The organism is Porphyrobacter sp. MBR-155 (assembly GCF_040547625.1).
GTDB lineage: Bacteria > Pseudomonadota > Alphaproteobacteria > Sphingomonadales > Sphingomonadaceae > Erythrobacter.
In genome coordinates this window covers 1-23,839 of record NZ_JBEPQB010000008.1, presented here as the reverse complement: position 1 = coordinate 23,839, position 23,839 = coordinate 1, and the positions used below count along the sequence as shown (strand labels likewise).

Annotated in this window: 19 protein-coding genes and 1 pseudogene; 14 read left to right on the top strand and 6 right to left on the bottom strand. The window is 58.9% G+C overall.

Annotation, left to right across the window (positions count from 1 at the left end; all coding sequences use genetic code 11):
• Nucleotides 1–127 precede the first annotated feature (127 nt).
• Nucleotides 128–2,557, top strand: coding sequence for a TonB-dependent receptor (locus ABIE62_RS10030; RefSeq protein ID WP_354325685.1), 2,430 nt, complete (start codon nt 128–130; stop codon nt 2,555–2,557).
• Nucleotides 2,558–2,649: 92 nt separating this feature from the next.
• Nucleotides 2,650–3,903, top strand: a complete 1,254-nt coding sequence (locus ABIE62_RS10025; RefSeq protein ID WP_354325683.1) for an MFS transporter — start codon at nt 2,650–2,652, stop codon at nt 3,901–3,903.
• A 170-nt stretch (nt 3,904–4,073) separates the two neighbouring features.
• On the opposite strand, the gene ABIE62_RS10020 is transcribed toward ABIE62_RS10025, so the two are convergent.
• The gene (locus ABIE62_RS10020; protein WP_354325681.1) at nt 4,074–5,384 is read right to left on the bottom strand and encodes an amidohydrolase family protein; all 1,311 of its coding nucleotides are present in this window, start codon (nt 5,382–5,384) and stop codon (nt 4,074–4,076) included.
• A gap of 212 nt (nt 5,385–5,596) precedes the next feature.
• Complete coding sequence (locus tag ABIE62_RS10015) at nt 5,597–6,718, bottom strand: amidohydrolase family protein (RefSeq protein ID WP_354325679.1); 1,122 nt, start codon at nt 6,716–6,718, stop codon at nt 5,597–5,599.
• A gap of 122 nt (nt 6,719–6,840) precedes the next feature.
• Between ABIE62_RS10015 and ABIE62_RS10010 the strand changes: the two genes are divergently transcribed.
• The 6 genes from ABIE62_RS10010 (at nt 6,841) to ABIE62_RS09985 (ending at nt 13,499) form a co-directional block, all read left to right on the top strand.
• Nucleotides 6,841–7,542, top strand: a complete 702-nt coding sequence (locus ABIE62_RS10010) for a FadR/GntR family transcriptional regulator (RefSeq protein WP_354325677.1) — start codon at nt 6,841–6,843, stop codon at nt 7,540–7,542.
• A complete protein-coding gene (locus ABIE62_RS10005) occupies nt 7,539–8,756 on the top strand; it encodes an alpha/beta fold hydrolase (protein WP_354325676.1) in 1,218 nt (405 codons plus the stop codon). Before ABIE62_RS10010 ends, ABIE62_RS10005 begins: the two co-directional genes overlap by 4 nt.
• An 87-nt stretch (nt 8,757–8,843) precedes the next feature.
• On the top strand, nt 8,844–10,061 hold the full coding sequence (locus ABIE62_RS10000; RefSeq protein WP_354325674.1) for a thiolase C-terminal domain-containing protein: 1,218 nt from the start codon (nt 8,844–8,846) through the stop codon (nt 10,059–10,061).
• 1 nt (nt 10,062) lies between these two features.
• Nucleotides 10,063–10,503, top strand: a complete 441-nt coding sequence (locus ABIE62_RS09995) for a Zn-ribbon domain-containing OB-fold protein (RefSeq protein WP_354325672.1) — start codon at nt 10,063–10,065, stop codon at nt 10,501–10,503.
• A gap of 3 nt (nt 10,504–10,506) precedes the next feature.
• Nucleotides 10,507–12,711 (top strand): CoA transferase, encoded by a 2,205-nt coding sequence (locus ABIE62_RS09990; protein WP_354325670.1) that lies wholly within the window; start codon nt 10,507–10,509, stop codon nt 12,709–12,711.
• A gap of 29 nt (nt 12,712–12,740) precedes the next feature.
• On the top strand, nt 12,741–13,499 hold the full coding sequence (locus ABIE62_RS09985) for an enoyl-CoA hydratase/isomerase family protein (protein WP_354325668.1): 759 nt from the start codon (nt 12,741–12,743) through the stop codon (nt 13,497–13,499).
• A gap of 12 nt (nt 13,500–13,511) precedes the next feature.
• Here the strand turns inward: ABIE62_RS09985 and ABIE62_RS09980 are convergent, their stop codons facing one another.
• Genes ABIE62_RS09980 through ABIE62_RS09965 form a run of 4 tightly spaced genes read right to left on the bottom strand, consistent with a single transcriptional unit; the run spans nt 13,512 to nt 17,254 of the window.
• Nucleotides 13,512–14,402: an SDR family oxidoreductase gene (locus ABIE62_RS09980; protein ID WP_354325666.1), complete on the bottom strand. Its 891-nt coding sequence runs from the start codon at nt 14,400–14,402 to the stop codon at nt 13,512–13,514.
• 13 nt (nt 14,403–14,415) lie between these two features.
• Entirely contained in the window at nt 14,416–15,195 is a 780-nt protein-coding gene (locus ABIE62_RS09975; RefSeq protein WP_354325664.1) for an enoyl-CoA hydratase/isomerase family protein, read from the bottom strand.
• Entirely contained in the window at nt 15,192–16,097 is a 906-nt protein-coding gene (locus ABIE62_RS09970; protein ID WP_354325662.1) for an acyl-CoA dehydrogenase family protein, read from the bottom strand. Before ABIE62_RS09970 ends, ABIE62_RS09975 begins: the two co-directional genes overlap by 4 nt.
• Before the next feature lie 5 nt (nt 16,098–16,102).
• Nucleotides 16,103–17,254, bottom strand: coding sequence for an acyl-CoA dehydrogenase family protein (locus ABIE62_RS09965; protein WP_354325660.1), 1,152 nt, complete (start codon nt 17,252–17,254; stop codon nt 16,103–16,105).
• A 79-nt stretch (nt 17,255–17,333) separates the two neighbouring features.
• On the opposite strand from ABIE62_RS09965, the gene ABIE62_RS09960 reads away from it, so the two are divergent.
• From ABIE62_RS09960 to ABIE62_RS09935, 6 genes and pseudogenes are all read left to right on the top strand, one after another.
• Nucleotides 17,334–18,932, top strand: coding sequence for an AMP-binding protein (locus ABIE62_RS09960; protein WP_354325659.1), 1,599 nt, complete (start codon nt 17,334–17,336; stop codon nt 18,930–18,932).
• A 160-nt stretch (nt 18,933–19,092) separates the two neighbouring features.
• On the top strand, nt 19,093–20,187 hold the full coding sequence (locus ABIE62_RS09955; RefSeq protein WP_354325657.1) for an acyl-CoA dehydrogenase family protein: 1,095 nt from the start codon (nt 19,093–19,095) through the stop codon (nt 20,185–20,187).
• Nucleotides 20,184–21,404 carry an acyl-CoA dehydrogenase family protein gene (locus ABIE62_RS09950; RefSeq protein WP_354325656.1) on the top strand — a complete coding sequence of 407 codons (1,221 nt, stop codon included), beginning with the start codon at nt 20,184–20,186 and terminating at the stop codon, nt 21,402–21,404. The genes ABIE62_RS09955 and ABIE62_RS09950 overlap by 4 nt, the downstream gene beginning before the upstream one ends.
• A gap of 10 nt (nt 21,405–21,414) precedes the next feature.
• Nucleotides 21,415–22,395, top strand: a complete 981-nt coding sequence (locus tag ABIE62_RS09945; protein WP_354325654.1) for an NAD(P)H-dependent flavin oxidoreductase — start codon at nt 21,415–21,417, stop codon at nt 22,393–22,395.
• 20 nt (nt 22,396–22,415) lie between these two features.
• Nucleotides 22,416–23,666 carry an acetyl-CoA C-acetyltransferase gene (locus ABIE62_RS09940; protein ID WP_354325652.1) on the top strand — a complete coding sequence of 417 codons (1,251 nt, stop codon included), beginning with the start codon at nt 22,416–22,418 and terminating at the stop codon, nt 23,664–23,666.
• A gap of 3 nt (nt 23,667–23,669) precedes the next feature.
• A pseudogene (locus ABIE62_RS09935) lies at nt 23,670–23,839 on the top strand (succinate--CoA ligase subunit alpha); the annotation flags it as partial.

Genomic DNA, 23,839 nt, shown 5'->3' with positions numbered 1-23,839 from the left:
ATGACTTGAGCGTTAATCGACGCCTTTTTGGGGAGAGCCTGAGATGTCCTGTTCGCGTGCTACATATCCTGTGCGTCTGCTCGGTGGAGTTGCAACCGCTGCTATCGCGTTTTCGAGCCAGGGAGCCATGGCCCAAACCGCCGCAAACCCCAACGAGGGCCTTGCTGAGATTATCGTCACGGCTCGCAAGGTTGAAGAAAACCTGCAAGAAGTGCCGGTATCCGTTACCGTGCTGTCGGGCGAGGCACTGGAGGCGCGCTCCGTCTTGAAGCTGGAGGATCTCGGCCGGTTTGCGCCTGGGATGACGACCCGCCCAGGTTCATCGACGCCTAGTGCGCTGACTATCACTTTGCGCGGGCAGGTTCAGTCCGACATTCTGGTCACCTTGGATCCGTCGGTCGGCACTTACGTTGATGGGGTCTACTGGGCGCGCGCATACGGGCTTAATGCCGATCTCCTCGACATTCAGGCGGTGCAGGTGCTTAAGGGGCCGCAGGGCACGCTGTTTGGGCGCAACACCACAGGCGGCGCGTTGCTGATCAATTCCAACAATCCCGATCTTTACGATTTTGGTGGGCGACTGTCGCTGACGTACGGCCGTTTCGATGAAATTCAGGCCACTGGCGTGTTGAACGTTCCGATCGTTGAAGGAAAAGTCGCGCTGCGCGTAGCGGGACAGCGTTCCAAGCGTGACGGCTACGTCACCAATGACGTCGCCCCAGGGGTTGTCTCAGCTGTTGACGCCAACAATCCTGCTGTTGCCCGCGCACCGTTCGTCGGCACGCCTAATGGCGTAAAGTTGAACAATCGCGATCGGTGGAACTTCCGCGGCAAGCTTGACATAAAACCGACGGAAAATCTGACTTTGCGGTTCTCGGGTGAATACTTTGAGATGGATGAGCTGGCGCCTGCTCGCCAGATTCGCCTGCTAACGACGCCGTTCACGGCATCCAACCCAACGTTCAACATTGGCGGTACCGCAGCGCTCTTCGTAGGTGTCATCAATGGAGGCCCGCCGCCAACTACCCCGGCGAATGCCGGGGCCAATATCGGCATCGGTCTTGGTCTGGTTAATCCGATCATTGCTGACCTTGATGCTAATCCCAATAAGGCATCACTAAACGAAGTCCCATATGTGTTCGCCCAGACTGAAACCTATGGCTTCACCGGTATCCTGGACACAAGTTTCGGCCAAATGCAGTTGATCACCAGCTACCGCACCATCGATACTTTTGCGGGACTAGATCTGGACGGATCCCCGTTTCCGATCCATTTCACCGAAGGTCAGCAGAAAATAGACCAATACTCCGGTGAATTCCAAGTTACTGGGAAGGCTTTTCAAGACAATCTAGATTTTGCTGTCGGTGCTTTTGTTTTTAATGAATCCGGGTTTGATCAATCGATTTCGATTGTGGCTCCGGCAATCAACCCCGTGACTTCGCATTTTTGGGCAAAAGTCAACAATGACAGTATAGGTGTCTACGGCCAGGGAACTTGGCACTTCACTGACAAATTGTCGTTCACTGGGGGTCTGCGTTACTCAGTCGACGACAAGGGAATTGAAAGCCGGAACAACAACTTTAACAGGGCTACAAGTACCACAACCTGCTCACTGTTCGCAGCCCCCGCTATTTCAGGCCCAGAGATTGTTGGCCGCCCCGAATGCGCAGTTTCGCGACGCGATAGTTTCGGGGGCTGGTCTTATCTGGCGGGTCTGGAATATCGCCCGACCGAAGACGTCATGCTGTATCTGAAGACGACCAAAGGCTTTCGCTCCGGAGGCCAAAACCTGCGCGCACCGAGTTCGGCGTTCCTGATCCCCTTCCAGCCGGAAGTCGCCTTTTCCTATGAGGCTGGTTTGAAGAGTGAGTTCTTTGATCGGCGCGTGCGCTTGAACCTTTCTGCCTATCATACCGATGTAAAAAACATCCAGCGCTCAACCCTGATCGCGCAACCAGGTAGCAATGCTGGCGCTTCGGCAACTGTGCTGGGTAACGCCCAAAAGGCCCGGTTCCGCGGCGTCGAGGCCGAATTACAGGCTATTCTCTTCGACGGTTTCACCTTGTCGTTGAATGGAGCAATCGTGAAGCCGAAGTATATCGAATTTTTTGACCTTTCGGGCGACCGCTCGTTCGAGAATTTCGATGGTGTGGCTGAGAACCAATTCGGTGTCGCCGGAGATTATGTGGCAGATATTGGCAATGCCACGCTGAAGCTCCATGCCGACTATAACTGGACTGATGATACGTTTAACGGAACTTTTAATTTCCCGCAGAATGCCGCGACTGTACCGCCAGGATCAACAGCCGTGCCAGGTGCGGTCAACACACAGAATGACGCGATCCTTGACGCGACTACGCGCCCGTCCGGGGGGTTCCTCAATGCCCGTATTGCGCTTGGGTTTAATGAAGATTCCTATGAAATTGCCTTGTTTGGACGCAATCTGACTAACAATCGCCAGCACAATTCCCCGCTGTTGGTCGCTCCGGTTGGCTATGTTCAGAGCTCACGAAACGAACCGGCGACATATGGTGTGACTGCGACAGTCCGGTTCTAAATGTGACGCCTTGGCGCCAGACGATAATATCACGGGGGGGGGCGAAGGGTTGCTTTCGTCCCCCTTCTTTTTCCCATAGGACTGGCTGCTCGATGAACACGGTTTCCCCGCTGCGCCGTAACACCACCTTCGGCTTGCTCTTGCTGGTTGCGATCGTGAGTTATGTCGACCGGCAGATATTCACCCTGTTCCAGGATGACATCAAGGCTGAACTGGGCCTGTCGGACGGGCAGCTTGGCTTGCTGACTGGGATGTCATTTGCGTTGTTTTACGCGCTCGCCGCCTTCCCGATTGCCCGCTATGCCGACCACGGTGACCGGCGGCTGACAATTGCCCTGTGTGTAATTGTGTGGAGCGCCGCCACGGCTCTGTGCGGAATGGCGCAGAACTTCTGGCAGCTTATTCTTGCCCGGATTGGCCTGGCTGCAGGGGAAGCGGGGGCGGGGCCAGCCGGCATTTCGCTGCTGACCGAAATATTCCCGCTCAAGCGCCGTAATATGATCATCGGCGGAATGCTGGCAGCCAATGCCGTCGGGTTGTCAGGCGGCTTGGCACTCGGCGGCTGGCTGTCGCAATTCTACGATTGGAGGACGGTGTTCCTCATCTTGGGGCTGCCGGGTATTGGGCTGGGGCTGGTAGTCTGGATGGTCGCGGCGGAACCGCGCCGGGGCAAGAACGGCATTGCCGCCCCGCCGCAGGTTCCATTGGGCGAGGTGTTCCGAACCATCGCCGCCAGCACCTCGCTGCGTTGGGTTGGACTGATGCTATCGATGGTTCCGCTGACCGGCTTTGCCTTCATTCTGTGGGGTGCTTCGTTTTTCCAGCGAGTTCACGGGATGAGCAAGGCCGAGACGGGGTTCTGGCTTGGCGGCGCGATGGCGGTTGGACTGGTGATGGGCAATCTCCTCGCCGGATGGGTTGCAGACCGTTATGGAAAGGCCAATCTCCGATTCAATGGCTGGTTCGCCGGACTCGGACTTGTCGCGTCATTTCCTTTCGGGGTCGGCTTTGCCCTGTCGCCCGATCCCTATGTTGCGCTGGCATGTTTCGTAGTGGTCAAGTTCATGATGACCCTGCATCTCGGACCAATCATGACGCTGTGTTACGCACAGGTTCCCGTAGCGATGCGAGCCATGATGGCTGCAATGATCGGCATGGTTATCGGCCTCGCTGGGGTAGGGGTCGGAGGCACGGTGGCGGGGTTCGTCAGCCAGGCTTTCAGCGCCACTTATGGCGACAAGTCGCTCCAGCCTTCGCTGGCGGTCATTTCCTGCTGCCTGCTGGTGGGTGGGGTAGCTGCCATTATGGCCGGCCGTACCGTTCGCCCGCTACCTGATCAGTCCTGATCTGAACGACTGACCGGCTGACGCCTGTCGTCTAATAGCGAGTTGGATTGCAATTGCCTTTTGTTGGCGGCGGCCATCGCGCGATGGATCCGCTTCCCGTTTCCGGGTTTTGCGCGGACGATGGATAGGCCTCGCCGGTGTCTCCACCCACGAGGCCTGTTTTCATAGGGCTATGCTGCCGCCATCAATTCTTTGCGCCGCATGTTCACCTTGCCCTGAAGGTTGGCACGGCTGAAGAGCTTCGCGGCATTGCCACCAAGAACTGCAATGAGCTCATCGGTTGTAACATCCGGATTGGCCGAGACCAGATCAGCGATCACCTGCCGCGAGAACGGGAATGTGCCTTCGGCGTGAGGGTAGTCGGTCGCGAAAAGCAGAGCACCAATTCCCACACCTTTGCGGATAGCCATCGCGGAATTGCCATCGTTCTGAAGGGCGCAGTGGACCTGGTCACGAACGATCTGGCTTGGCATGCGCGAAAGCTTCGGGCTGATCGACGGAGCATGGCCATTGTAGACCTCGTCCATTCGCTCAGCCAGGCCCCACAGCCAGCCCGCGCTATGTTCGGCAAACAGGATGTGCGCGCCAGGGTTGCGATCAAGCACACCGCCGGCGACAAGTTGGGTAATTACATCGACAGCATCGTTCATCTGGCGGGTGTAGTTGAACATCGCACCTCCCGGGCCCTTGAGGGCACGGATGTTGATATTGCCCACCCCGGTATGGAACACCAGCGGGATGCCCATGTCGGCAGCATAGGCAAAGATCGGGTCCCAGCGCGGGTCATTGTAGTTGTTGAGGCCCTCCCACAGGCAGAAAGCGGCGAAGCCTTTCTCAGCGGTCCGTTTGCATTCAGCCAGTGCCTCATCAAAATCGATACAGGGGATCATGGCCGCAGGGATCAGGCGGTCGCGTGCTGGGGCGCAATAGTCCCAAGCCCAGTCGTTCCATATACGGCAGGCAGTGCTCTGTCCCTCGCGGTCGTCAATCCGTGGCAACATCAGACCAAGTGACGGGAAAACGAGTTCCGCATCCACGCCATCACGATCCATGTCCGCAAGGCGAAGTGTAAGGTCGCGTGCGCCGCGGCGCTTCGTATCGACGGCGCAGTCGGACACGAAATTGTCTCTTGCATCAGTGCATGACCTATCAGCAGCCTGCGCATTGAAGGCTGCATCCTTCTCTCCCGTCTTGTGGGCATGGAAATTGGTATTGATTTTGAGGATCACCTGCTCGCCAATTCGGGTGATGCGCATGTCACCATCGATCTCGCCATGAATCACATATTGTTGAAGGTGATCGGGCATGTTCTTGGTGAACAGGTCAGACGGCTCCGCCACATGGGCGTCGCAGCTGAATACGAACGGGCGAACTTGATCGGTCATGACAATCCTCCAATTTTCAGCGAGATCAATATTGGTCTCGCTCGACCGAGGATCATCTTGAACAAATAAATATCTATTTTGCTTGATCAGGATCAATCGAGGACTAATATTCGATTTATTTTGCTAAAAGAGATATCTGAATTTGCCCAAGAGTGCGCGTTCCATGGCGTTAAGTGAACTGTTGCTTCACGAAAAAAGGGGGCCTGCGATTTGCAGGCACCCCATAGTTTTGGGTCCATCTGGCGATTGGGCCGCAGGTTAGGGAGAGAGTTTCTGCCAGCCCGCCGTGATGAACAGTACAGCTGAAGTCAGGCTGGGACTGTACCTACTTCGCTGGTGTGGACGACAGCAGGCATCCCGAAGAGCCGCGACGCGTTTAGGCCGATAACGTCATTACGGATATTCTCGGGAACGTTGAGGCCTTCGAACAGTTGCTCCTGAATCGGGCGACTGATCGGGAAGGTGCCTTCCGCATGGGGGTAATCGGACCCCCACATGATGTTCTTGGCACCAGACAGGCCTGCAGCCGCTGCAGTGATACAGGCGCGGTCATGCTGGAAGCTTGCCCAGACCTGATCGTCGATAATCTCGCTGGGCCTGCGCGAAAGCTTCGGGAATACGAAGTTGGCGTGTGCTTCCTCGACCTCGTCCATACGCTCGGCCAAGGCAACCAGCCAGCTCGCGCCGCTCTCGATAAAGGCGACCTTGGCCCCCGGATTACGATCGAGGACGCCGCCTGCAACGAGGTACATGGCACTGTTGCACGCATCCATCATCTGGTTCGAATAGTTAATGATACCTGCGCCGGGTCCTCGTTCGACAACGACCGTTTCGAGGCCTGTCCCGGTGTGCATCACAAATACGACGCCAAGCTGCGCACCCTTGGCGAACACGACATCCCACTTCTCATCATTGTACTTTGGCAGGTTTGGTGGCGTAACCGCAGGCAACATGGCTGCAGTGTAACCCTTTGAGGACAGGTATTCGAGCTCTGCGATAGTGTTGGAAAAGTCGAGCACGGGCAGCATGCCGCACCGCACAAAGCGCTCTGGATGGCCGCTCAGGAAATTGTTGTTCCAGTCGTTATAGAGCCGGGCAGAAGCCGCTTCTGCTTCAGGATCGTCGAGGCAGTAGAGCCAAAGGCCGAGGCTGGGGAAGCAGATCTCCGCATCGATGCCTTCCAGTTCCATGTCATCAAGCCGGCCGGGAATCTCGCGAATGCCCTTGCGCTCATTGTCACCCAGAGCCTTTTCGCGATGCTGGCCGACCCGCAGGCGATAAATGATTTTGTCCTCGGTGCCGGTGATCAAGAACTCGCCCTCTTTGCGCGCATGGATGGCATGCTTCTTCAGATTGGCGGGAAGTCCGTCGAGGAAGATCGACGGCGGTTCCATAATGTGGCTGTCTGCACTGAACACAAAGGGCTTCATCGACAATCTCCTGATTCGATAGCTTTCACCCAAAAGCGATACCTAGTTATATAGGTAAAGGCAAGGGAATTGGTGGACACGCGGGTCAAGCTTTCATAAAGAGATATCTCTAAGGAGGGTTTATGCAGCAATCGAAACAGGCTGAAACCCTGGCGGTCAAAACCGCGCGTGAACTGGCGCGGATGAGCCTCGGGACCGATGAGGGTGAGTTTCTGGGGGCGGAAGACGATCTCCTCACTCAGCTCGGAGTTAGCAGGCCAACTTTGCGCCAGGCGGCGAAGATCGTGGAGAGCGACCGGCTGGTAAGTGTCAGGAGAGGGGTAAAGGGCGGATTCTATGCCGCACGCCCGGATGCAGCCGATGCGATCCGCACTCTCGCGCGATACCTACGCATGAAAGGCGGGACACTCACGGATATTCTTGTCGTCAGCCGGCTCGTTTCCGAAGAGGCTGCTGCTCGTGCATGCCAGTGTGAAGACGAGGTCATGCGGCGGCGACTGGAGGACTTTCTGAGCTCCGTCGAGGACAATGATTCACCGGGAGCAATGATCAAAGCGGAATCTGAGCTGGTGGAGACCATTTCAAAAATGAGCGGGAACCCGGCGATCGAATTGGTCATGGCAATCGGTTTTTCGTTCGGACGGGAGGAGCGTGAGGTCGAACTTTACCGCGACCCCGAGCATCGCGAGATCGCGCGCGGACTGCACCGCCAGTTGTGCTTGGCCATACTTGATCGGGATGAGGAAATTGCGCGGGTCATCATGCGACGGCGGTCGGCGACGATGCTGGAGTGGCTCGGATCACAATCAGGAGTCGTAAAATGAGAGTCCATCATTTCAAGGGGTTCGGCGGCGTTCGATTGGAGGCCGATATCATGGGCGACGAGAACGATCCCACAATCCTCCTGCTGCACGGTGCCGGTCAAACCCGAGCGGTTTGGGAAACCGTTGCAGAGGGCCTCGTGCAAGCGGGTCGCCGCGTGGTCAGTTTGGATCTGAGGGGCCACGGCGGCAGCGATTGGCCTGAAGAAGGTCGCTACGATCTTTCCTCTCATGTCGAGGATTTGCGGGCGGTTCTGGCGCAGATGGGTACACGGCCTGTGGTGGTGGCTGCCACCCTGGGCGGGTGGATCGCGGCAGTTGCTCTGTCCGTCGATGGCAGCAACCTCGCTGCAGGCCTGGTTCTTGTCGATATGCCTGTGCGCAGCGATGCCGAAGTCGCAAAGGACATCGGCGAGCGTTTGCGCAAGGTCGGTACCGAGGCCTCAGACTGGGATGTGCGCACGCTGGACGGCATCGATCTCGACGCTATTTCCGAGCAGTTGTTGGAGGCAGCACCTGGACTGAACTTGCCCACCTTGGTTATCAGGGGCGGCATTTCGTGGGTCAGGCAAGCCGAAGGCACCAGGCAGTTCGACGAGGCCTTGCCCAGCGCAGAGGTGTTCGAAGTTGCCGATACCGATCTGTTGGTCATGACTAATCGAACCGAAGCCCTTCTTGCGCATCTGCTTGACTTCCTCGAGCGCAAGCAGCCTCGCGCTGCGAGCGAATTTCGCGCTGGCTCCGACGCTCGGACACTGCGTGACGCCATGGGCTGCTTTGCGACCGGCATTACGGTGGTGACCGCCATCGGTGATGATGGTGCGCCGGTTGGTCTGACTGCCAACAGCTTTACGTCAGTTTCACTCGACCCGCCGCTCCTGCTGGTCTGCATTGCTAACGGTGCAGGCACCGCCCCGATCCTGCGCAAAGCTGAACATTTTGCGGTCAACATGCTCCAGACGAGCCAACAGCCGACCTCAAACAGGTTCGCTGGCAAGGGAGAGGATCGCTTTGCAGCGACCCAGTGGCACGAAGGTGAAACCGGTGTTCCGCTGCTCGATGGTTCCTTGGGATCGTTCGAGTGCAAGGCGCACGCAGTGCACGACGGTGGCGACCATTTCATTCTTGTTGGCGAGGTTCTGCGCGCGCAGTTCGAACCGCGCCGGGATCCTCTGCTCTATTTTCGTGGCAAGTATCGCCGTCTCCATTTTGCCTGAGCAGGAAACTTGGCTGGACAGGGTCACAATTGCTTCCTATCAAACCTAGTTAGACAACTATGAAGTTCTTGAGAGGGGACGGTATCGATGGCCTGGGTGAATCAGGACAAGACGGCGATCGTCGGCATTGGCGCAACAGACTACTACGTCCGCGGCAAGAGCTGGCCGCGTACCATCAATGACATGGCTGGCGAGGCGATCCTCAAGGCGTGCAAGGATGCGGGTATTTCCATCAAGGACATTGATGGTTTTGCCTATTATTCGACGGCCGGGGCCGGCTATCTCGACAAGTTCGATACCGCCAGCCTGATGGAAACACTCGGGATGCCGAACATCTCGTTTTCTGCCACACTGACCAGCGGCGGGGGCGGTTGTCCCGGCGCCATCGGCCTTGCCACAGCGGGGTTGATGAACGAGGACTGTAAGTATGTCGTCACGCTGATGGCGCTGCAGCAATTGCCGCAGCACCGGCTTGGCGTGGTGTTCGGAGCTGCAGCTCCAAGCCCGGAAAACAGCTTCCTGCAGCCATCCGGCCTAGTCGGACCGGGTCATCTGATGAGCGTCCTGGCACGTCGCCACATGCATCTTTACGGCACCACACAGGATGCCTTCGGTGAAATTGTCATGGCAACCCGTGCCAACACGCACAATCGGCCCAAGGCGGTGCGCAAGGCGCCGCTCACCAAAGAGGAATACGATGCTTCTGTGATGCTGGCAGATCCGTTGCGGCGGCTTGATTTCTGCTTGGAGACCGACGGCGCGGTCGCTGTCATTACCACCACGATGGACCGGGCCAAGGATTGCCGCCACAAGCCTGCGGTGGTTCATGCTTGCGCCCATGGCGGCCAGCGAGAATGGGGCCGCGCTTTCGCGTGGATGGGGATGCCCGATCCATACTTCTCCAGCAGCGGTCACAAATTCACTGCTGATCGGGTCTGGGCCCAGTCCGGCCTATCAGCGAAGGATATGGATGTCGCGCTGATCTATGACCACTTCAGTCCTATGGTGCTGATGCAGCTTGAAGATTACGGTTTTTGCGAGAAGGGCGAGGGCAATGACTACGTCCTCGCTGGCAAGATCCGCTACGATGCCGAAACGCAGGGTGGTGTAAACGGCGGTGTGCCCGTCAATACCCACGGGGGCAACCTCAATGAGGCCTACATCATTGGCATGACGCATATTGTCGAAGGCGTCGAGCAGGTGCGCGGCACCGCGATCAATCAGGTCAAGGGCGCGGAGTTTGCGCTCGTTTCGGGTGGTCCGGCCTCCCTGCCAGTTTCCAGCCTAATCCTGAGGAGCGCGTAAGATGAGCGAGCCCATCCAGTACGGCCCGGCCAAATTGCTGCCCGGCGACCAAATCCGTATCACCACCAATCCCAATACGGAGCCCTTCTGGGAAACGGCTAAGGAACACCGGCTGACCGCTTGCCAATGCGCGAGTTGCGGCCATTTTCGCATGCCGCCTTCACCTTTTTGCCCCGAGTGTTCGAGCACCGACGTGAACTGGCCGACTCTGCCCGGTACCGGTACGGTGTACAGCTTTGCTGTATGCAACAAGAACCCGGCGACCGGGGAAGACTATATCTACGTTCCGGTGGTGGTCGACATCGATGGTGCGCCGGGGACGCGGCTCAATGCCAACGTCACCGGCTGCAATGCCGAAGACGTCCACATCGGCATGAAGGTTGCCGTCGAATGGACAGATATCCAGGACGGATGGGTGCTGCCTAACTTCCGTAAGGCCTAGACTATGCTAAACAAGTTGCGTGTTGTCGAAATCGGCGAAGGGATGGCGGTCCAGGTCGCTGGCCTGATGCTTTCCGAACTGGGCGCCGATGTCCTAAAGATCGAGCGCCCGGGAGGAGACCCTTCGCGGGGCAAGGCCACCTTCGCCAACTGGAATCGCGGCAAGCGAAGCAGTGAGCACGATATCGCAACTTCACAGGGCCTAGCCTTCCTGCGCGATCAACTGGCCGATGCGGACGTACTACTGCATCAATTTAACCCTGCCAAGGCTGAAGCCCTCGGGCTGCCTGATACTCAGCTGGCCGAGTTGAATCCACGGCTGGTAGTCTGCGGCATTACTGGTTCGGCCCGCAATCACCCGGATGTGGAACGCTCCGATGACGAATTGCTGGTGGCGGCGCGCCTAGGCGTCTTTTATGAGAATGACGGGCACCGCGCCGGACCGATCGTCTATCGTTATCGTATGGGTAGTTGGGCGGCGGCGCATCTTGCAGCTGCCGGGATCATGACGCGACTGACCATGCGGCTTCAGTCAGGTAAGGGTGGACCTGCGCATACCTCGCTTATGCAAGGCTTCCTTTCGAAGTTGCCAATGGTCTGGGCGCGAAATTCGGAAGGGCCGATGCCCAATCCGGTAACCTATCCGCTGGCTGCCAGGCCCACGGCAATGCAACTTTTCCAATGCAGTGACGGTCGTTGGCTGCAGATGATGGACCCCACGCAGCAGTTCGATTTTGCCAGCCTGCCGACCATGTGGGAAGTCATGGCCGAAGGACTTGAAATCGATAGGCCCGAGGGAGTGGTAGAGGCATTCAAGCGCCGCCCGATGGAGGCTTGGCTAGCCGATTTGCGCGCGCTGGATGTTGCTGTGGAGCCGGCACAGCCCATGGGTGAAGTGCTGCGTCATCCTGAAGTGAAAGCGCAAGACTACGTGGTCGAGATCGATGATCCGCATCTGGGCAAGACGACCCAGCCGAACCTGCCATACCACACTGATGCGCCACTCAAGACTGGACGCCCGGCTCCGCGTTTGGGTGAGGGCGGAGCCAGCGGCTGGAATGACGGACGGGCGCCAGTCGGGGACAATGGTGTTCCAAACCATCCGCTTGAAGGCGTCCGCGTGCTCGATCTGGGAATGTTCCTGGCCGGGCCGATGGGGCCATCGTTGATGGGCGACATGGGAGCAGATGTGATCAAGGTCGAGGCACTGACCGGTGATCGAATTCGCTTCATGCACCGTTATTACCAATGCGCTGCGCGATCCAAACGCTCCATAGCGCTCGACCTGACCAGGCCGGAAGCGCAGGTCATCCTCGAGCGTCTGGTGCAATGGGCAGAAGTCCTCCACCACAACATGCGGCCCAAGGGGGCGGACAAGCTTGGATTGAGTGAGGAAGGGGTGCGCAAGTACAACCCCAACATCGCCTTCTCCTATGTCAGTGCTTATGGGCAGCGCGGATCGCAGGGCAACTGGCCGGGATATGACTCGATCTTCAATGCCATCGCCGGATGGGAGTTCGAGAACGCAGGCGAGGGCAACAGGCCCGTGTTCAACCGTCCCGGCACAATGGACATCTTCTCTGCGCACAGTTGCCTGGTAGCAACCATGGCTGCGCTCTACGCCTTGCGCGCAGACGGGAAAGGTTGGGGTATCCACAGCTCCATGCTGGGTGTTTCGGCCTTCGCCCAGGGTGAGTTGTTGATGCTCGAAGACGGCAGCCTGACCGAAACATGCCATCTCACCAGCGACCAGACCGGGTTCGGCCCCTATTACCGGATCTACCAGGCCAGCGATGGTGACTGGGTGGCCGTCGCTGCCCATACTGATCCACACCGGGCTGCACTTCGCAGCGTGCTGGGAGATGTGGAGGAGCAGTTTGAAGCCGAGGCACGCAAGCACTCAGCTGCCGATCTTCTCGCTGGGCTCGAAGCCGAGGGGGTTCCCTCCGATGCCGTGAATTTCGAAGATGCGATGAACCGCTTCTTCGACGATCCCCTCAACCGCGAACTCGGGCTAGTTTCGGTTGTGGAGCAGCCGCTCTACGGCCAGATTGAGCAACCAGGCGAATTCTGGGACTTCGTTGACACCCCCATGCATATCGTCCGCGCCTGCCCGATGATCGGACAGCATACCGATGAAATCATGCGCGAAATGGGCTTCTCCGACGCCGAGATTGTAGATTTCCGCGAGAAGAAGGTTATTGGTTAAAGTGGTTTCAGCATCGCCAGTGACAGCAAATGACTGACGAACCGCAGGCGGCGTCAGAACCGCTGGTGACCCGTCTCGATGCAGATGGCACCGCGACGCTGACACTCAATCGCCCTGAAAAGCGCAACGCAATCAATCGAGCGCTCTTCCGCGAATTTCGCGAGCATGTTGCGCAGCTAAGCGAAGATGAGTCAGTTGGCCTAGTGGTACTGCGCGGCGCGAGAGGCAATTTTTCTGCCGGCCACGACCTTAAGGAACCGTCACACGCCGATGCGCTCGGATGGTTGCGCCAGGAACTCCTGACCCTCGAACTGCTCAGCAGCTTGCGCCAACCGGTGATCGCCGCAGTAGAAGGTATTTGCTACACTGGCGGTCTCGAACTGGCTCTCGCTGCCGACATTATTCTTTGCGACGAGACGGCACGGTTTGCCGATACCCATGGCAAATGGGGCTTGGTCCCCGGCTGGGGGCTGTCGCAACGCCTGCCGCGCCGGATCGGGCAGGCCAAGGCGCTGGAGATGATGCTGACCTCCGCCCCTTATTATGGCCTTTCGGCTGCTGCCATGGGACTGGTCAATGAATGCGTTCCGCCAGGTGAACTGGACGGCAAGGTGGCCGAGCTCGCTGCGGCTATTCTCGCCAATAGCTGGCATTCCAATGCCGCGAACAAGCGGCTGATTTACGAGACAGACGGGATGCGAGTGGCTGACGGGCTCAATCATGAGTTGATGCGCAACGCTGGGTTTGACCCTGCCAACCGACGATCGAATTTCGGCAAGGGCAGTTGATCAAAGCTTGATCTAACCCGAAGGCTTTTCTCGCTTCGAGGGCACCCAATTGCGGACTGGTTCAAAAACCGGCATGCGCAATGACCGCCGCAGCCAGTTAGCGCCATCAAGGACAAATGCATGGCCGGAACAGAAGGCGGCATAGTCGGAGCAGAGGTAGGCTGCGGCCCAACCCAGCTCATGGACCTGCCCGACGCGCAACGCGGGTTGCCTTGTATCCAGATCGGACTTGTCGTCGTCGACGAACTTCAGGTGCTCGGCGCGGTCTTCGTGCGGGAAAAGCCCCGGCACCAGACAATTGACGCGGATGTCATAGGGCCCCCATTCGACCGCCTGGCTTTGCGTGAGGTTTGTCACTGCCGCCTTGGCAGCTGCTGAAGGGGAAGTACCCGGGCCGCCGGTCCAGGAATAGGTCGCCCCGATGTTTAGGATCGCACCGCCACGACCATCGGCAATCCGTCGTCTGGCAAATTCGGTCGAACAGATCCAGGTGCCGTCGAGCACGATGCTGGTGACCGCGCGCCAGGCATTCAGGCTGAAGTCTTCCGAAGCACCGGCGATATTGCCTGCAGCGTTATTTACCAGCTGGGTTACAGGGCCGAGCGCGGCCTCGACTTCGTCGAAGCAGGTCGTGACCGCTTCGGGATCGCGTACATCGAGCTGGATACCGATTGCTTTTCCTCCTGCTTCTTCAACTGCTGCGACACCACGAGCACGCTTTTCCGGATCACGGCTGGCAATCGCGACTGCGCCGCCGAGCCGCCCGAACTCTGCTGCAATACCCTTGCCCAGGCCCGAGCCGCCCCCGGTAATGATCGCTACTTCGCCGACAAAGGTTCCCTCCGGCAGCATTCGGGTACCTTTGGGTGGAGCAGGGCGGATACCCTTGTACTGATCGCTCATTTCGTTGTCCTCGTTATTTGCCTTTGTAGACCGGTTGCCGCTTCTCGCGCAGGGCAGCGCGTGCTTCGGTATAGTCTTCGGTCTTGAACAGGGCGGTCTGGGCCAACAGCTCCTGACCTATGCCATTTCGAACCGCGCCCATATGTGACTGGTCAATCATCGACTTGGCCATAGCGAGGGCAATCGGAGGCTTGGCCGCGATCGATTTGGCGATCTCCAGTGCACGGGAGTCCAACTCCTCGGGCTGCACAACGAAATCGACGGCTCCCCATTCCAGTGCAGTTGCCGCGTCGATGCGATTGCCGGTCATCACCATGTACTTTGTGCGGCTCGGCCCGATCAGCGTTGTCATCATCTGCGTTCCGCCAGTGTCAGGCAGAATGCCGTAATTGATTTCTGGCAAGGCCATCTTCAGCGTGGTGTCACTTATCCTGATGTCGCAGGCCAGGGCAGTCTCGCAACCTCCGCCAATGGCGGCACCCTTGAGCGCAGCAATGAAGGGTTTGGGGCTTTCCATCACTGCGAGGCGTTTGTGCTGGTGACGCAGCACGAAATGATAATCGCTTTCGTCGCGCGCGCGGTGGCCTAGCATGGTTGTGTCCCGGCCCGAGCAGAAGGATTTGCCGGCACCCTGCAGCAAGACCGCCCGGACCGCATCGTCCTCGAATGCCTTGTCCAGCAACTGCTTGTAAAGGTGGGCCGCGTCGTCATCCATCGCGTTGTGAACGTCGGGACGGTTGAAGGTAATGACCCCCACACCTTCCACCACTTCGTACTGGACTTTGTCGGTCATGCGGCTTCTCCCAGCAGAATTGAGCGCCTCGCGGGCGCGATAAAGGACAGCAAATGCGCTCGCTTAAGGCAAAGATGCGGATAGGCTTCGTCGGTCATCCCGATCCCGCCATGGACCTGTATGTTGGCCCGGCCGTTCTCGATTGCAGCGCGATCTGCGAGTTGCTTGGACGACGCGACATGAAAGGCGGCATCGCCACTGCCGGCATCGAGCGCACAGGCGGCAAAAAGCAGCTGCGAACGCGCCACCTCAACGCGGACGGCCATGTCGGAGCAGATGTGCTTGAGCGCCTGGAACCAGCCGATCGGCCGTTCGAACTGCTCGCGCAGCTTGGCATATTCGGCTGCCATGTCGCAGGCTGCTTCCGCAGTGCCAACTGCAAATGCGGCGGCAAGCAACTGGAGATGCAGGGGGGCAACCGGGTCGCGCAGAGAGGTAAAGGCAGGTGGGGGCTCGATACATGCCATGGGCACGGTCTGGTCAAGACCTGGACTGGCAGCGATACCCGGCGGCAGGACCGTAATGGCGGCTATTGACTCAACCAGGCCCAAAGCCCGGCTGGCGTCAACCGGATCAAAAATCCGCACTTTCCCGCTGCCGGCGTCTCCATCGGTCAGTGCAAGCGCTGTCTTGCCCGCGGAGCCAGTGGAACGCGAGGCAACTGCACTCGACAGCATTCCAACGGGTGCAAGATGGCGGCCGAGCTCGGCAAAGACGAGCGTCTCGGTGGCGTGATCGAGCCCCATGTCGGAACTGGTCATGCTGAGCCAGCCCATCGCTTCGATTTCATGCCAGATCGATTGCGACCGGGCGCGAGCTGTATCCCATGACAAGTTGTCACGGCACCATTCTGCCGTTGCCGCGACGAATGCTTGCTGGTCGGAGTCGGGTGCCAAGTCCATCGCATCTACCTCGATTTGGGAAGGCCGAGCAGCCGCTCGCCAATGATGTCGCGCTGGATCTGCGCTGTGCCGCCCGCAATGGTTGCCGCAAATCCGCGAAGATATTCGGCCACGAGGTCATCGTCGCCATAACTGAAGTCGAGAATCTCAGGCCCCTTCAGCAACAACGCCATCCGCTCCAGCCTCTGGCCTAATTCGGATGTGAACAGCCGGATCACCGAAGCTTCCGGCCCGGGTTGACCGGTTCGGACTACCTGGCTGATATTGCGATAGGTCATGGCCCTCAGAGCTGCCACTTCGGCCCGCAACTGGGCGAGTTGTTCAGCAATGCAATCGTCCTTGATCGCACCGGTCGCCCGCGCAGTTTCTAGCAGTTCCTCGATTTCCTGGGTCTGTTTGACCTGGTCGGCGATGAACCCGGTGCCTCGCTCGAAACTGAGCGTCGACATCGCCACTTTCCAACCATTACCAACTCCGCCAACCACGTTTTCAAGTGGGATTCGCACATCGTCATAGAAGACTTGGGCGAACTCGACCTGACCGGAAATCTTGCGGATAGGTCGGACGTCGATCCCAGGCGCATGCATGTCGCAAATGACCCACGAAAGCCCGCGGTGCCGCTGCGATCCGTCTTCTGTTCGCAAGACCAGCTCCTGCAGGTCTGCGACATGGGCAAAGCTGGTCCAGATCTTGGTGCCGTTGATGACGAGTTCGTCGCCTTCGATCCTGCCGCGAGCCTTGACCCCGGCAAGGTCCGAACCGGCACCGGGTTCCGAGAATCCCTGGCACCAGATTGCCTCTCCCCGCAGGATACGGAGAAGATGGAATTCCTTCTGGGCCTCGCTGGCGTTCATGATGAGCGTCGGCCCGGCATGGTTCACGCCAACGAAATTGGCGCCGATCCAGGGGGCATGCGCGTGCGCGTATTCCTCCAGCCAGATGACTTGCTGGACAATCGACAGCCCGCGTCCGCCATAGTTGACCGGCCAGTTTATTCCGGCCCAGCCGGCATCGAACAGTTGCCGTTGCCAGGCCTTGTCGAATTCGATGGCGTCTGCGGCATCCATCGGTCGTTTCTCGGCAGGTACATTGTCTTGCAGCCAGTCGCGGCATTGTTGGCGGAACTGCTGCTCCTCGGGCGAAAATCGAATGTCCATCGGATTAAATTTCCCGGATTGACGCGTAGCGCGGCATTGCCGCACCCTCGCGCGTATGCACATGCGGGAGGGATGAGTGATGAACGGATTGGTGGGCCGGATGCCTTTGGCTTGCGAAGCAAACTGGCGCCAGATGGGTTTGTGGCAAGACCAGTCGCTGGCGCAGGGGATGGCTGCCGCTGCAAAGGCGAGGCCGGATGCACCGCTGCATTTTTTCGGTGCGGAAGGGGAGAAAATCGTCAGGCTCGCGCAGGTTCATGCTCAGGGCCTTGCGCTGGCAGGTTCGTTTCACGCACTTGGGATGCGGCCGGGCGATACGCTTGCCATGCAACTTCCCAACGGACTGGAGAACGCCGTGCTTTTCCAGGCCGCCGCTGCACTGGGATGTACCTTGCTGCCGATCGTCCACATCTATGGTCCACACGAGCTTGCGCACATCCTGACCGATAGCAAGGCGAAGGCTTTGGTTGTGCCCAGTAAATGGCGCAACATCGACTATCTCGATCGCCTCTCGCGCTTGCCCGAAATACCGACGCTGGAGCACCGGATTGTAATGGGCGGGACGGTTCCCGATGGCGCGATTGCGTTTGGCGATCTTCCCGAGGGAGAATTGCCGAAGGTCGAAACCGAGCCAGATACTCCCGCGCTGCTGCTCTACACCTCGGGCACGACCGCTGCCCCCAAGGGGGTCCGTCACAGTTCGCGCAGCCTGCTTGCTGAGCTGACGGCCCAACGCAGCGACGGACCAGCCGACGACTATGGCCTGTCGCCGTGGCCTTCGGGCCATATTGCGGGAACGTTGGGTGTGATGGGGCATGCATTGCTGGGGCGCCCGATGGTGATTCTCGAAGCATGGGATCCGGTACTGGCGGCGGAACTCGTCGAGAGATTTGAGGTACGGCAGATGTCCGGAACGCCGTTCCACCTTTCCGGGATGATGGATGCTGCAGCGCGTGACCGGCGCGACCTCAGCAGCTTCAGCCAGTTCCTGATCGGCGCGACCACGGTGCCGCCATCGCTGGTTGCCGCAAGCGAGGACGTCGGGATCAGGTGTTGCCGCTGCTACGGTTCGACGGAGATGCCGACAGTGTCCCAGTGCAATCCGGATGATCCGCTGGACAAGCGCCTGAACACCGATGGGCGTCCGAATCCGGGCGTAGAAGTGAGAATTGTCAATGACATGGGTGATAATGTCGCGGCGGGAGGGGAAGGCGAAATTGCTGTCCGCGGGGCAGAGCGGTTCCTCGGCTACACCGATATGGCGCTGGACGACGCAAGTTTCCTCGACGGTGGCTGGTTCCTTACCGGTGACATCGGGCGCATCGACGCCGAAGGCTATCTGGCCATTACGGATCGAAAGAAAGACATCATCATCCGCGGAGGAGAGAATATCTCGAGCCGTGAAGTTGAGGAATTGCTGCTCGCGGTGCCCGGCGTGTGCGAAGCGGCCGCCATTGGCATTGTCGACGCGCGACTCGGAGAGCGGATCTGTGCTGTTGTAACAATCGATGGCAGCGCCGAGGTGAGCATCAACGCGATTGACCAAGTGTTCCGTTCGATCGGGGTCGCACGGCAGAAGACGCCCGAGAATCTTGTGATCGTCAAAGAGTTTCCCAGAACTCCGACCGGGAAAATCCAAAAGGCCGAACTGCGTCGGAAGCTGGGCGCTTCCGACTAAGCTCATCCTCGCCAAATCGGATTGGCTCCCTATCAAAACGCGCCTCATCCTCTCCCGCACGAGTGGCCGATTTTCTGTCGGATATCTCTCACGCACTCAGCGCTTGATATATATCACCTAGTTATATAACTGCGGGTGTCTTGGAGGAAGGACGCCGTGCATGTCAATGCTGTATGATGAAGGTCACGAGGCCATCGCCAACGAATCGCGCCGTGTGCTTGACGCACGCATGGACAAGGGGCGCTTGCTCCGTCTGCTTGAGTCCGTCGGTGAATACGACCAAGCCTTCTGGAACACTGCAGTAGAGCAGGGTTGGTCGGCTCTTGCCATTTCGGAAGAGCATGATGGTTTGGGTCTCGGTCTGGTGGAATTGGGGCTGGTCGCCCAGGCAGCCGGGGCTGGGACGGCAGGGGCTCCATTCCTGACCTCGACCTACGGTGTGGCGCATGCAATCGAGAACTCGGGCGACATGTCTGCAAAGAATGGCTGGCTTCCACGCCTGGCCGCAGGCGAAGTGCTTGCCTCGGTCGCCTTCACAGAAGGCTCATCGCCTTTGCCGACACAGCCTTCGGTTCGCTTCGCGGATGGCAAGCTCGCGGGTAGCAAGGATAGTGTCACTGGTGGCCTGAAGGCCGATATCGCGCTTGTTTGGGCCAGCATCGAAGGGGCACCTGCACTGGTCCTTGCCGATCTCGCGGCAGCGAAGAGAGTGCCGGTCGAAAGTTTCGACAATTCGCGCTTGCTTGCCGATATTGATTTCAGCGGGGTCGAGGCCACGCTGCTGGCGACTGGCGATGCTGCGCAAGAACTGGCTTTGGACGTTCTGGCGCGCATGGCGGTGGTAACCGCGCATGAGCAGGTTGGCGGTGCCGAAGCCCTGCTAATTACTGCGCGTGATTATGCACTGACCCGCAAGGCCTTTGGCCAGCCCATCGGAGCCTTTCAGTCGGTCAAGCACCGGATTGCGGAGATGTACGGCTTGGTCGAGATTGCTCGCGCCAACTGCATTCATGCCGCAGCAAGTGCCGGGCAGCCTGACTTTCTTGTAGCGGCCGCCGATGCGCGGCTGTCTGCAACCGAAGCGTATGACACCGCTGCGCGCGATTGTGTGCAGGTTCATGGCGGAATCGGGGTGACTTGGGAGCAGGGCCTCCATCTGCATATGCGCCGGGCCCGGACCTTGGCCATGGAGCAGGGCAATATGCTGTTTTGGGAAGATCTTCTGGTCGAACAAATCACAGGAGTAGCGGCATGACCGATCTCGAAACTTATCGCGACCGGGCCCGCATGTGGCTCGAGTCGGTTGCGTCCCGCTTTGGCCGTGAGGCGCGCATGGGCCTTTCGGTCGAGGAAGATCTGGCACTTGGCCGCCAATATATGGCGGCGCGGCACGATGCAGGATACGCAGGCATCAACTGGCCCGCGGAATTCGGCGGGCAAGGCCTGACCCATATCGAGAAGGTAGCGTTTGACACCGAGGAAATGGCTTTCGGAATGCCCACCGGGTATTTCGGAATTTCGCTAGGGATGCCAGTTCCGATTCTGATGCGCTACGGTCTTGGCGAAGCCAGCGAACATATCGCTTGGGTCAAGGAGCGCGTCCTCAAAGCGCTGCGCGGGGAAGAAATCTGGTGTCAGCTGTTTTCTGAGCCCGCCGGCGGATCCGACCTTGCCGGTTTGCGTACCCGGGCCGAGCCCGACGGAAACGGCTGGAAGCTCAACGGTCAGAAGCTTTGGACGAGCTGGGCTCAGTATTCTGACTATGGCGTGATCGTCGCTCGAACCGATCCTGCGGCAGCGAAGCACAAAGGCCTGACTTACTACTGGGTCGATATGAAAGCGCCGGGTGTCGAAGTGCGCCCGATCAAGCTTGCGGGCGGTGACAGCCACGTCAACGAAGTGTTTTTCGACGATGTCCGACTTGAGGATTCGCAGCGCATGAGTCCTGTCGGTGGCGGCTTTGGTGTCGCCATGGCGACTTTGATGATCGAGCGCTATGTCGCCACTGACAGCGGCGGCTTTGGCCCGCATCTCGACCTTTTCGTCGACCTGATGCGCAAACTCGAGATCAATGGACGTCCGGCGCTGTCTGACGGCAGGGTCCGCAGCGCGATTGCCCGCAATCACGCAATGCGTGCAGGGCTGGAGTCGATTACCACGCGGGCGATGCTGATGATGCAGGCGGGTATGGAGCCTGGGCCCGAGGGGTCGCTCAACAAGCTAGTGTCCGTGCGCAGCCGTCAGAAGCTGTCCGAGATGGCAATCGACCTTTCGGGCACGGGTGGATTTCACTTCGACCCCAACGCGCCGCAAAAGCAGGATTGGGGGAGCAGCTGGATCAATGCTCCAACCGGCCGCATTGCCGGCGGCGCGGACGAGATGCTGCTTAACACGATCGCTGAGAAGATCCTCGGTCTTCCGCAAGATCATCGTCCGGACAAGGGCGTGCCTTTCAATCAGATCCCGGCCTGAGGAAATCAACATGGCAATCAAGACCCGTATTACCGAGTTGCTCGAGATCGAACATCCCATCGTCCAGGGAGGAATGATGAATGTCGGTTTCGCCGAAATGGCCAGTGCTGTCTCGAACGCTGGCGGTCTGGGCATTATCACGGCCTTGTCACAACCCAGCCCGCAGGCTCTGCGCGAGGAGATCGAGCGCACCCGGTCCATGACCAGCAAGCCGTTCGGCGTGAACATGACCGTCTTTCCGACGATCAATTCGCCCGATTATGCGGGCTATGCCCAAGCCATAATCGATGGCGGCATCAAGATCGTGGAGACGGCCGGGACCCCGGCGGTTCGCGAAATATGGGAGCAGTTGAAGCCGCACGGTGTCAAGATCTTGCACAAATGCACCGCCGTGCGTCACGCCGTTTCCGCTGAAAAGGCGGGTGTCGACGTCATCTCCATCGACGGGTTCGAATGTGCCGGGCATCCGGGTGAAGATGACATTCCGGGCCTGATCCTGATCCCGGCTGCCGCTGACAAGGTGAGTATCCCGATGTTGGCCTCTGGCGGGTTCGGTGACGGGCGAGGTCTTGCTGCGGCGCTGTCGCTTGGTGCTGACGGGATCAACATGGGAACGCGTTTCTGTGCAACTGTCGAAGCGCCGATCCACGACAATGTGAAGCAGGCCTATGTCAACAATGACGAGCGCGGCACGCACCTGATTTTCCGCAACTTCAAGAACACGGCCCGCGTCGGCAAAAGCGACGTGTCCGACGAAGTCGCCCGTCGTCTTGCGCGACCGGATGCGCGGTTCGAGGACGTGAAGGAGCTGGTAGCGGGAACGGCCGGCAAAAAGCTGCTTGAAACCGGCGACCTTTCCGAAGGCGTGTTCTGGGCCGGCATGATCCAGGGCCTGATCCATGACATTCCGACCTGTGAAGTGCTCGTCAGTCGCATCGTCGCTGATGCCGAAACCATTATTCGCAGCCGCCTGTCCGGCTTGCTCGTCTGATTGCTCAAGGAGTTCTGAAAATGACCGACGCTTATATCATCGATGCTGTCCGCACTCCGCGCGGCATTGGCAAGCCTGGCAAGGGCGCGCTCTCGCACCTGCACCCGCAGCATCTGGCTGCAACTGTCCTCAAGGCGATCAAGGACCGCAACAATCTCGATACGTCCAGTGTCGATGACATTGTTTGGTCGACTTCGACGCAAAAGGGCAAACAGGGCGGCGACCTGGGCCGTATGGCGGCACTCGCTGCCGACTACGATATCTCCGCGTCCGGCACGACGCTCGACCGTTTTTGCGGTGGTGGTATCAGTTCAGTCAACTTCGCGGCAGCTTCGGTGATGTCGGGCATGGAAGACTGCATCATCGCCGGCGGCACGGAGATGATGAGCTACACAGCCCAGATTGCCGGAGAAGAGGCCAATGCAGGTCTCAAGCCGTTGGGAATGGGGGCTGGGAACCCGGAACTCGATGCGCTGCATCCGCAAAGCCATCAGGGCGTCTGCGGCGATGCTATCGCTGCGCGGGAAGGCATCGACAGGGCCGCGCTCGATGCCTTGGCGCTTGTCAGCCAAGAGCGCGCCGACCAGGCCATTCGCGAAGGTCGTTTCGACAAGTCGCTAATAGCAGTCCACAATCCTGACGGTTCGGTTGCACTCGATCGTGAAGAATTCCCCCGTCCCGAAACGACCATGGAAGGTCTCTCTTCGCTGCGCGCTAGCTTTGATGCGATCGCTGATTTCGACCTTGGTGATGGTGTGACCTTCCGCAAGCAGATCCAGCGTCGCTATCCCGACCTCGAATGGACCGGTGTCCATCACGCTGGGAATTCATCCGGCGTCGTCGATGGGGCCGCTGCCATTCTGATTGCGAACAAGAACTATGCTGACAAGCATGGCCTGAGGCCGCGTGGCCGTATCGTCGCTTACGCCAACCAGGGGGATGACCCTACGCTGATGCTCAATGCCCCCGTTCCGGCGGCAAAAAAGGTGCTCGAGAAGGCTGGTCTAACCAAGGACGATATCGACGTCTGGGAGATCAACGAAGCGTTTGCCGTCGTTGCCGAAAAGTTCATCCGCGACCTTGATCTTGATCGCGCCAAGGTCAATCCCAACGGCGGCGCGATGGCATTGGGCCACCCCATTGGGGCGACCGGATCGATCCTGATCGGAACCGCACTGGATGAGCTTGAGCGCACCGGTGGTCGCTATGGCCTGATCACAATGTGTGCGGCAGGAGGGATGGCACCGGCAGTTATCATCGAGCGTGTCTGATCGATGTCCATCCTCGTAAACAAACACACCAAGGTCATCACCCAGGGGATGACCGGCAACACCGGCACCTTCCACACCCAGGCCGCGCTCGATTACGGGACGCAGATGGTTGGCGGCGTGACCCCCGGCAAGGGCGGTACCACGCACATTGGCCTGCCGCAGTTCAACACCGT

Bases quoted from the DNA above. Each gene is read 5' to 3' on its own strand.
- ABIE62_RS10030 (WP_354325685.1), top strand. From the start codon at position 128: ATGGCCCAAACCGCCGCAAACCCCAACGAGGGCCTTGCTGAGATTATC.
- ABIE62_RS10025 (WP_354325683.1), top strand. From the start codon at position 2,650: ATGAACACGGTTTCCCCGCTGCGCCGTAACACCACCTTCGGCTTGCTC.
- ABIE62_RS10015 (WP_354325679.1), bottom strand. From the start codon at position 6,718: ATGAAGCCCTTTGTGTTCAGTGCAGACAGCCACATTATGGAACCGCCG.
- ABIE62_RS10010 (WP_354325677.1), top strand. From the start codon at position 6,841: ATGCAGCAATCGAAACAGGCTGAAACCCTGGCGGTCAAAACCGCGCGT.
- ABIE62_RS10005 (WP_354325676.1), top strand. From the start codon at position 7,539: ATGAGAGTCCATCATTTCAAGGGGTTCGGCGGCGTTCGATTGGAGGCC.
- ABIE62_RS10000 (WP_354325674.1), top strand. From the start codon at position 8,844: ATGGCCTGGGTGAATCAGGACAAGACGGCGATCGTCGGCATTGGCGCA.
- ABIE62_RS09995 (WP_354325672.1), top strand. From the start codon at position 10,063: ATGAGCGAGCCCATCCAGTACGGCCCGGCCAAATTGCTGCCCGGCGAC.
- ABIE62_RS09990 (WP_354325670.1), top strand. From the start codon at position 10,507: ATGCTAAACAAGTTGCGTGTTGTCGAAATCGGCGAAGGGATGGCGGTC.
- ABIE62_RS09985 (WP_354325668.1), top strand. From the start codon at position 12,741: ATGACTGACGAACCGCAGGCGGCGTCAGAACCGCTGGTGACCCGTCTC.
- ABIE62_RS09980 (WP_354325666.1), bottom strand. From the start codon at position 14,402: ATGAGCGATCAGTACAAGGGTATCCGCCCTGCTCCACCCAAAGGTACC.
- ABIE62_RS09975 (WP_354325664.1), bottom strand. From the start codon at position 15,195: ATGACCGACAAAGTCCAGTACGAAGTGGTGGAAGGTGTGGGGGTCATT.
- ABIE62_RS09970 (WP_354325662.1), bottom strand. From the start codon at position 16,097: ATGGACTTGGCACCCGACTCCGACCAGCAAGCATTCGTCGCGGCAACG.
- ABIE62_RS09965 (WP_354325660.1), bottom strand. From the start codon at position 17,254: ATGGACATTCGATTTTCGCCCGAGGAGCAGCAGTTCCGCCAACAATGC.
- ABIE62_RS09960 (WP_354325659.1), top strand. From the start codon at position 17,334: ATGAACGGATTGGTGGGCCGGATGCCTTTGGCTTGCGAAGCAAACTGG.
- ABIE62_RS09955 (WP_354325657.1), top strand. From the start codon at position 19,093: ATGTCAATGCTGTATGATGAAGGTCACGAGGCCATCGCCAACGAATCG.
- ABIE62_RS09950 (WP_354325656.1), top strand. From the start codon at position 20,184: ATGACCGATCTCGAAACTTATCGCGACCGGGCCCGCATGTGGCTCGAG.
- ABIE62_RS09945 (WP_354325654.1), top strand. From the start codon at position 21,415: ATGGCAATCAAGACCCGTATTACCGAGTTGCTCGAGATCGAACATCCC.
- ABIE62_RS09940 (WP_354325652.1), top strand. From the start codon at position 22,416: ATGACCGACGCTTATATCATCGATGCTGTCCGCACTCCGCGCGGCATT.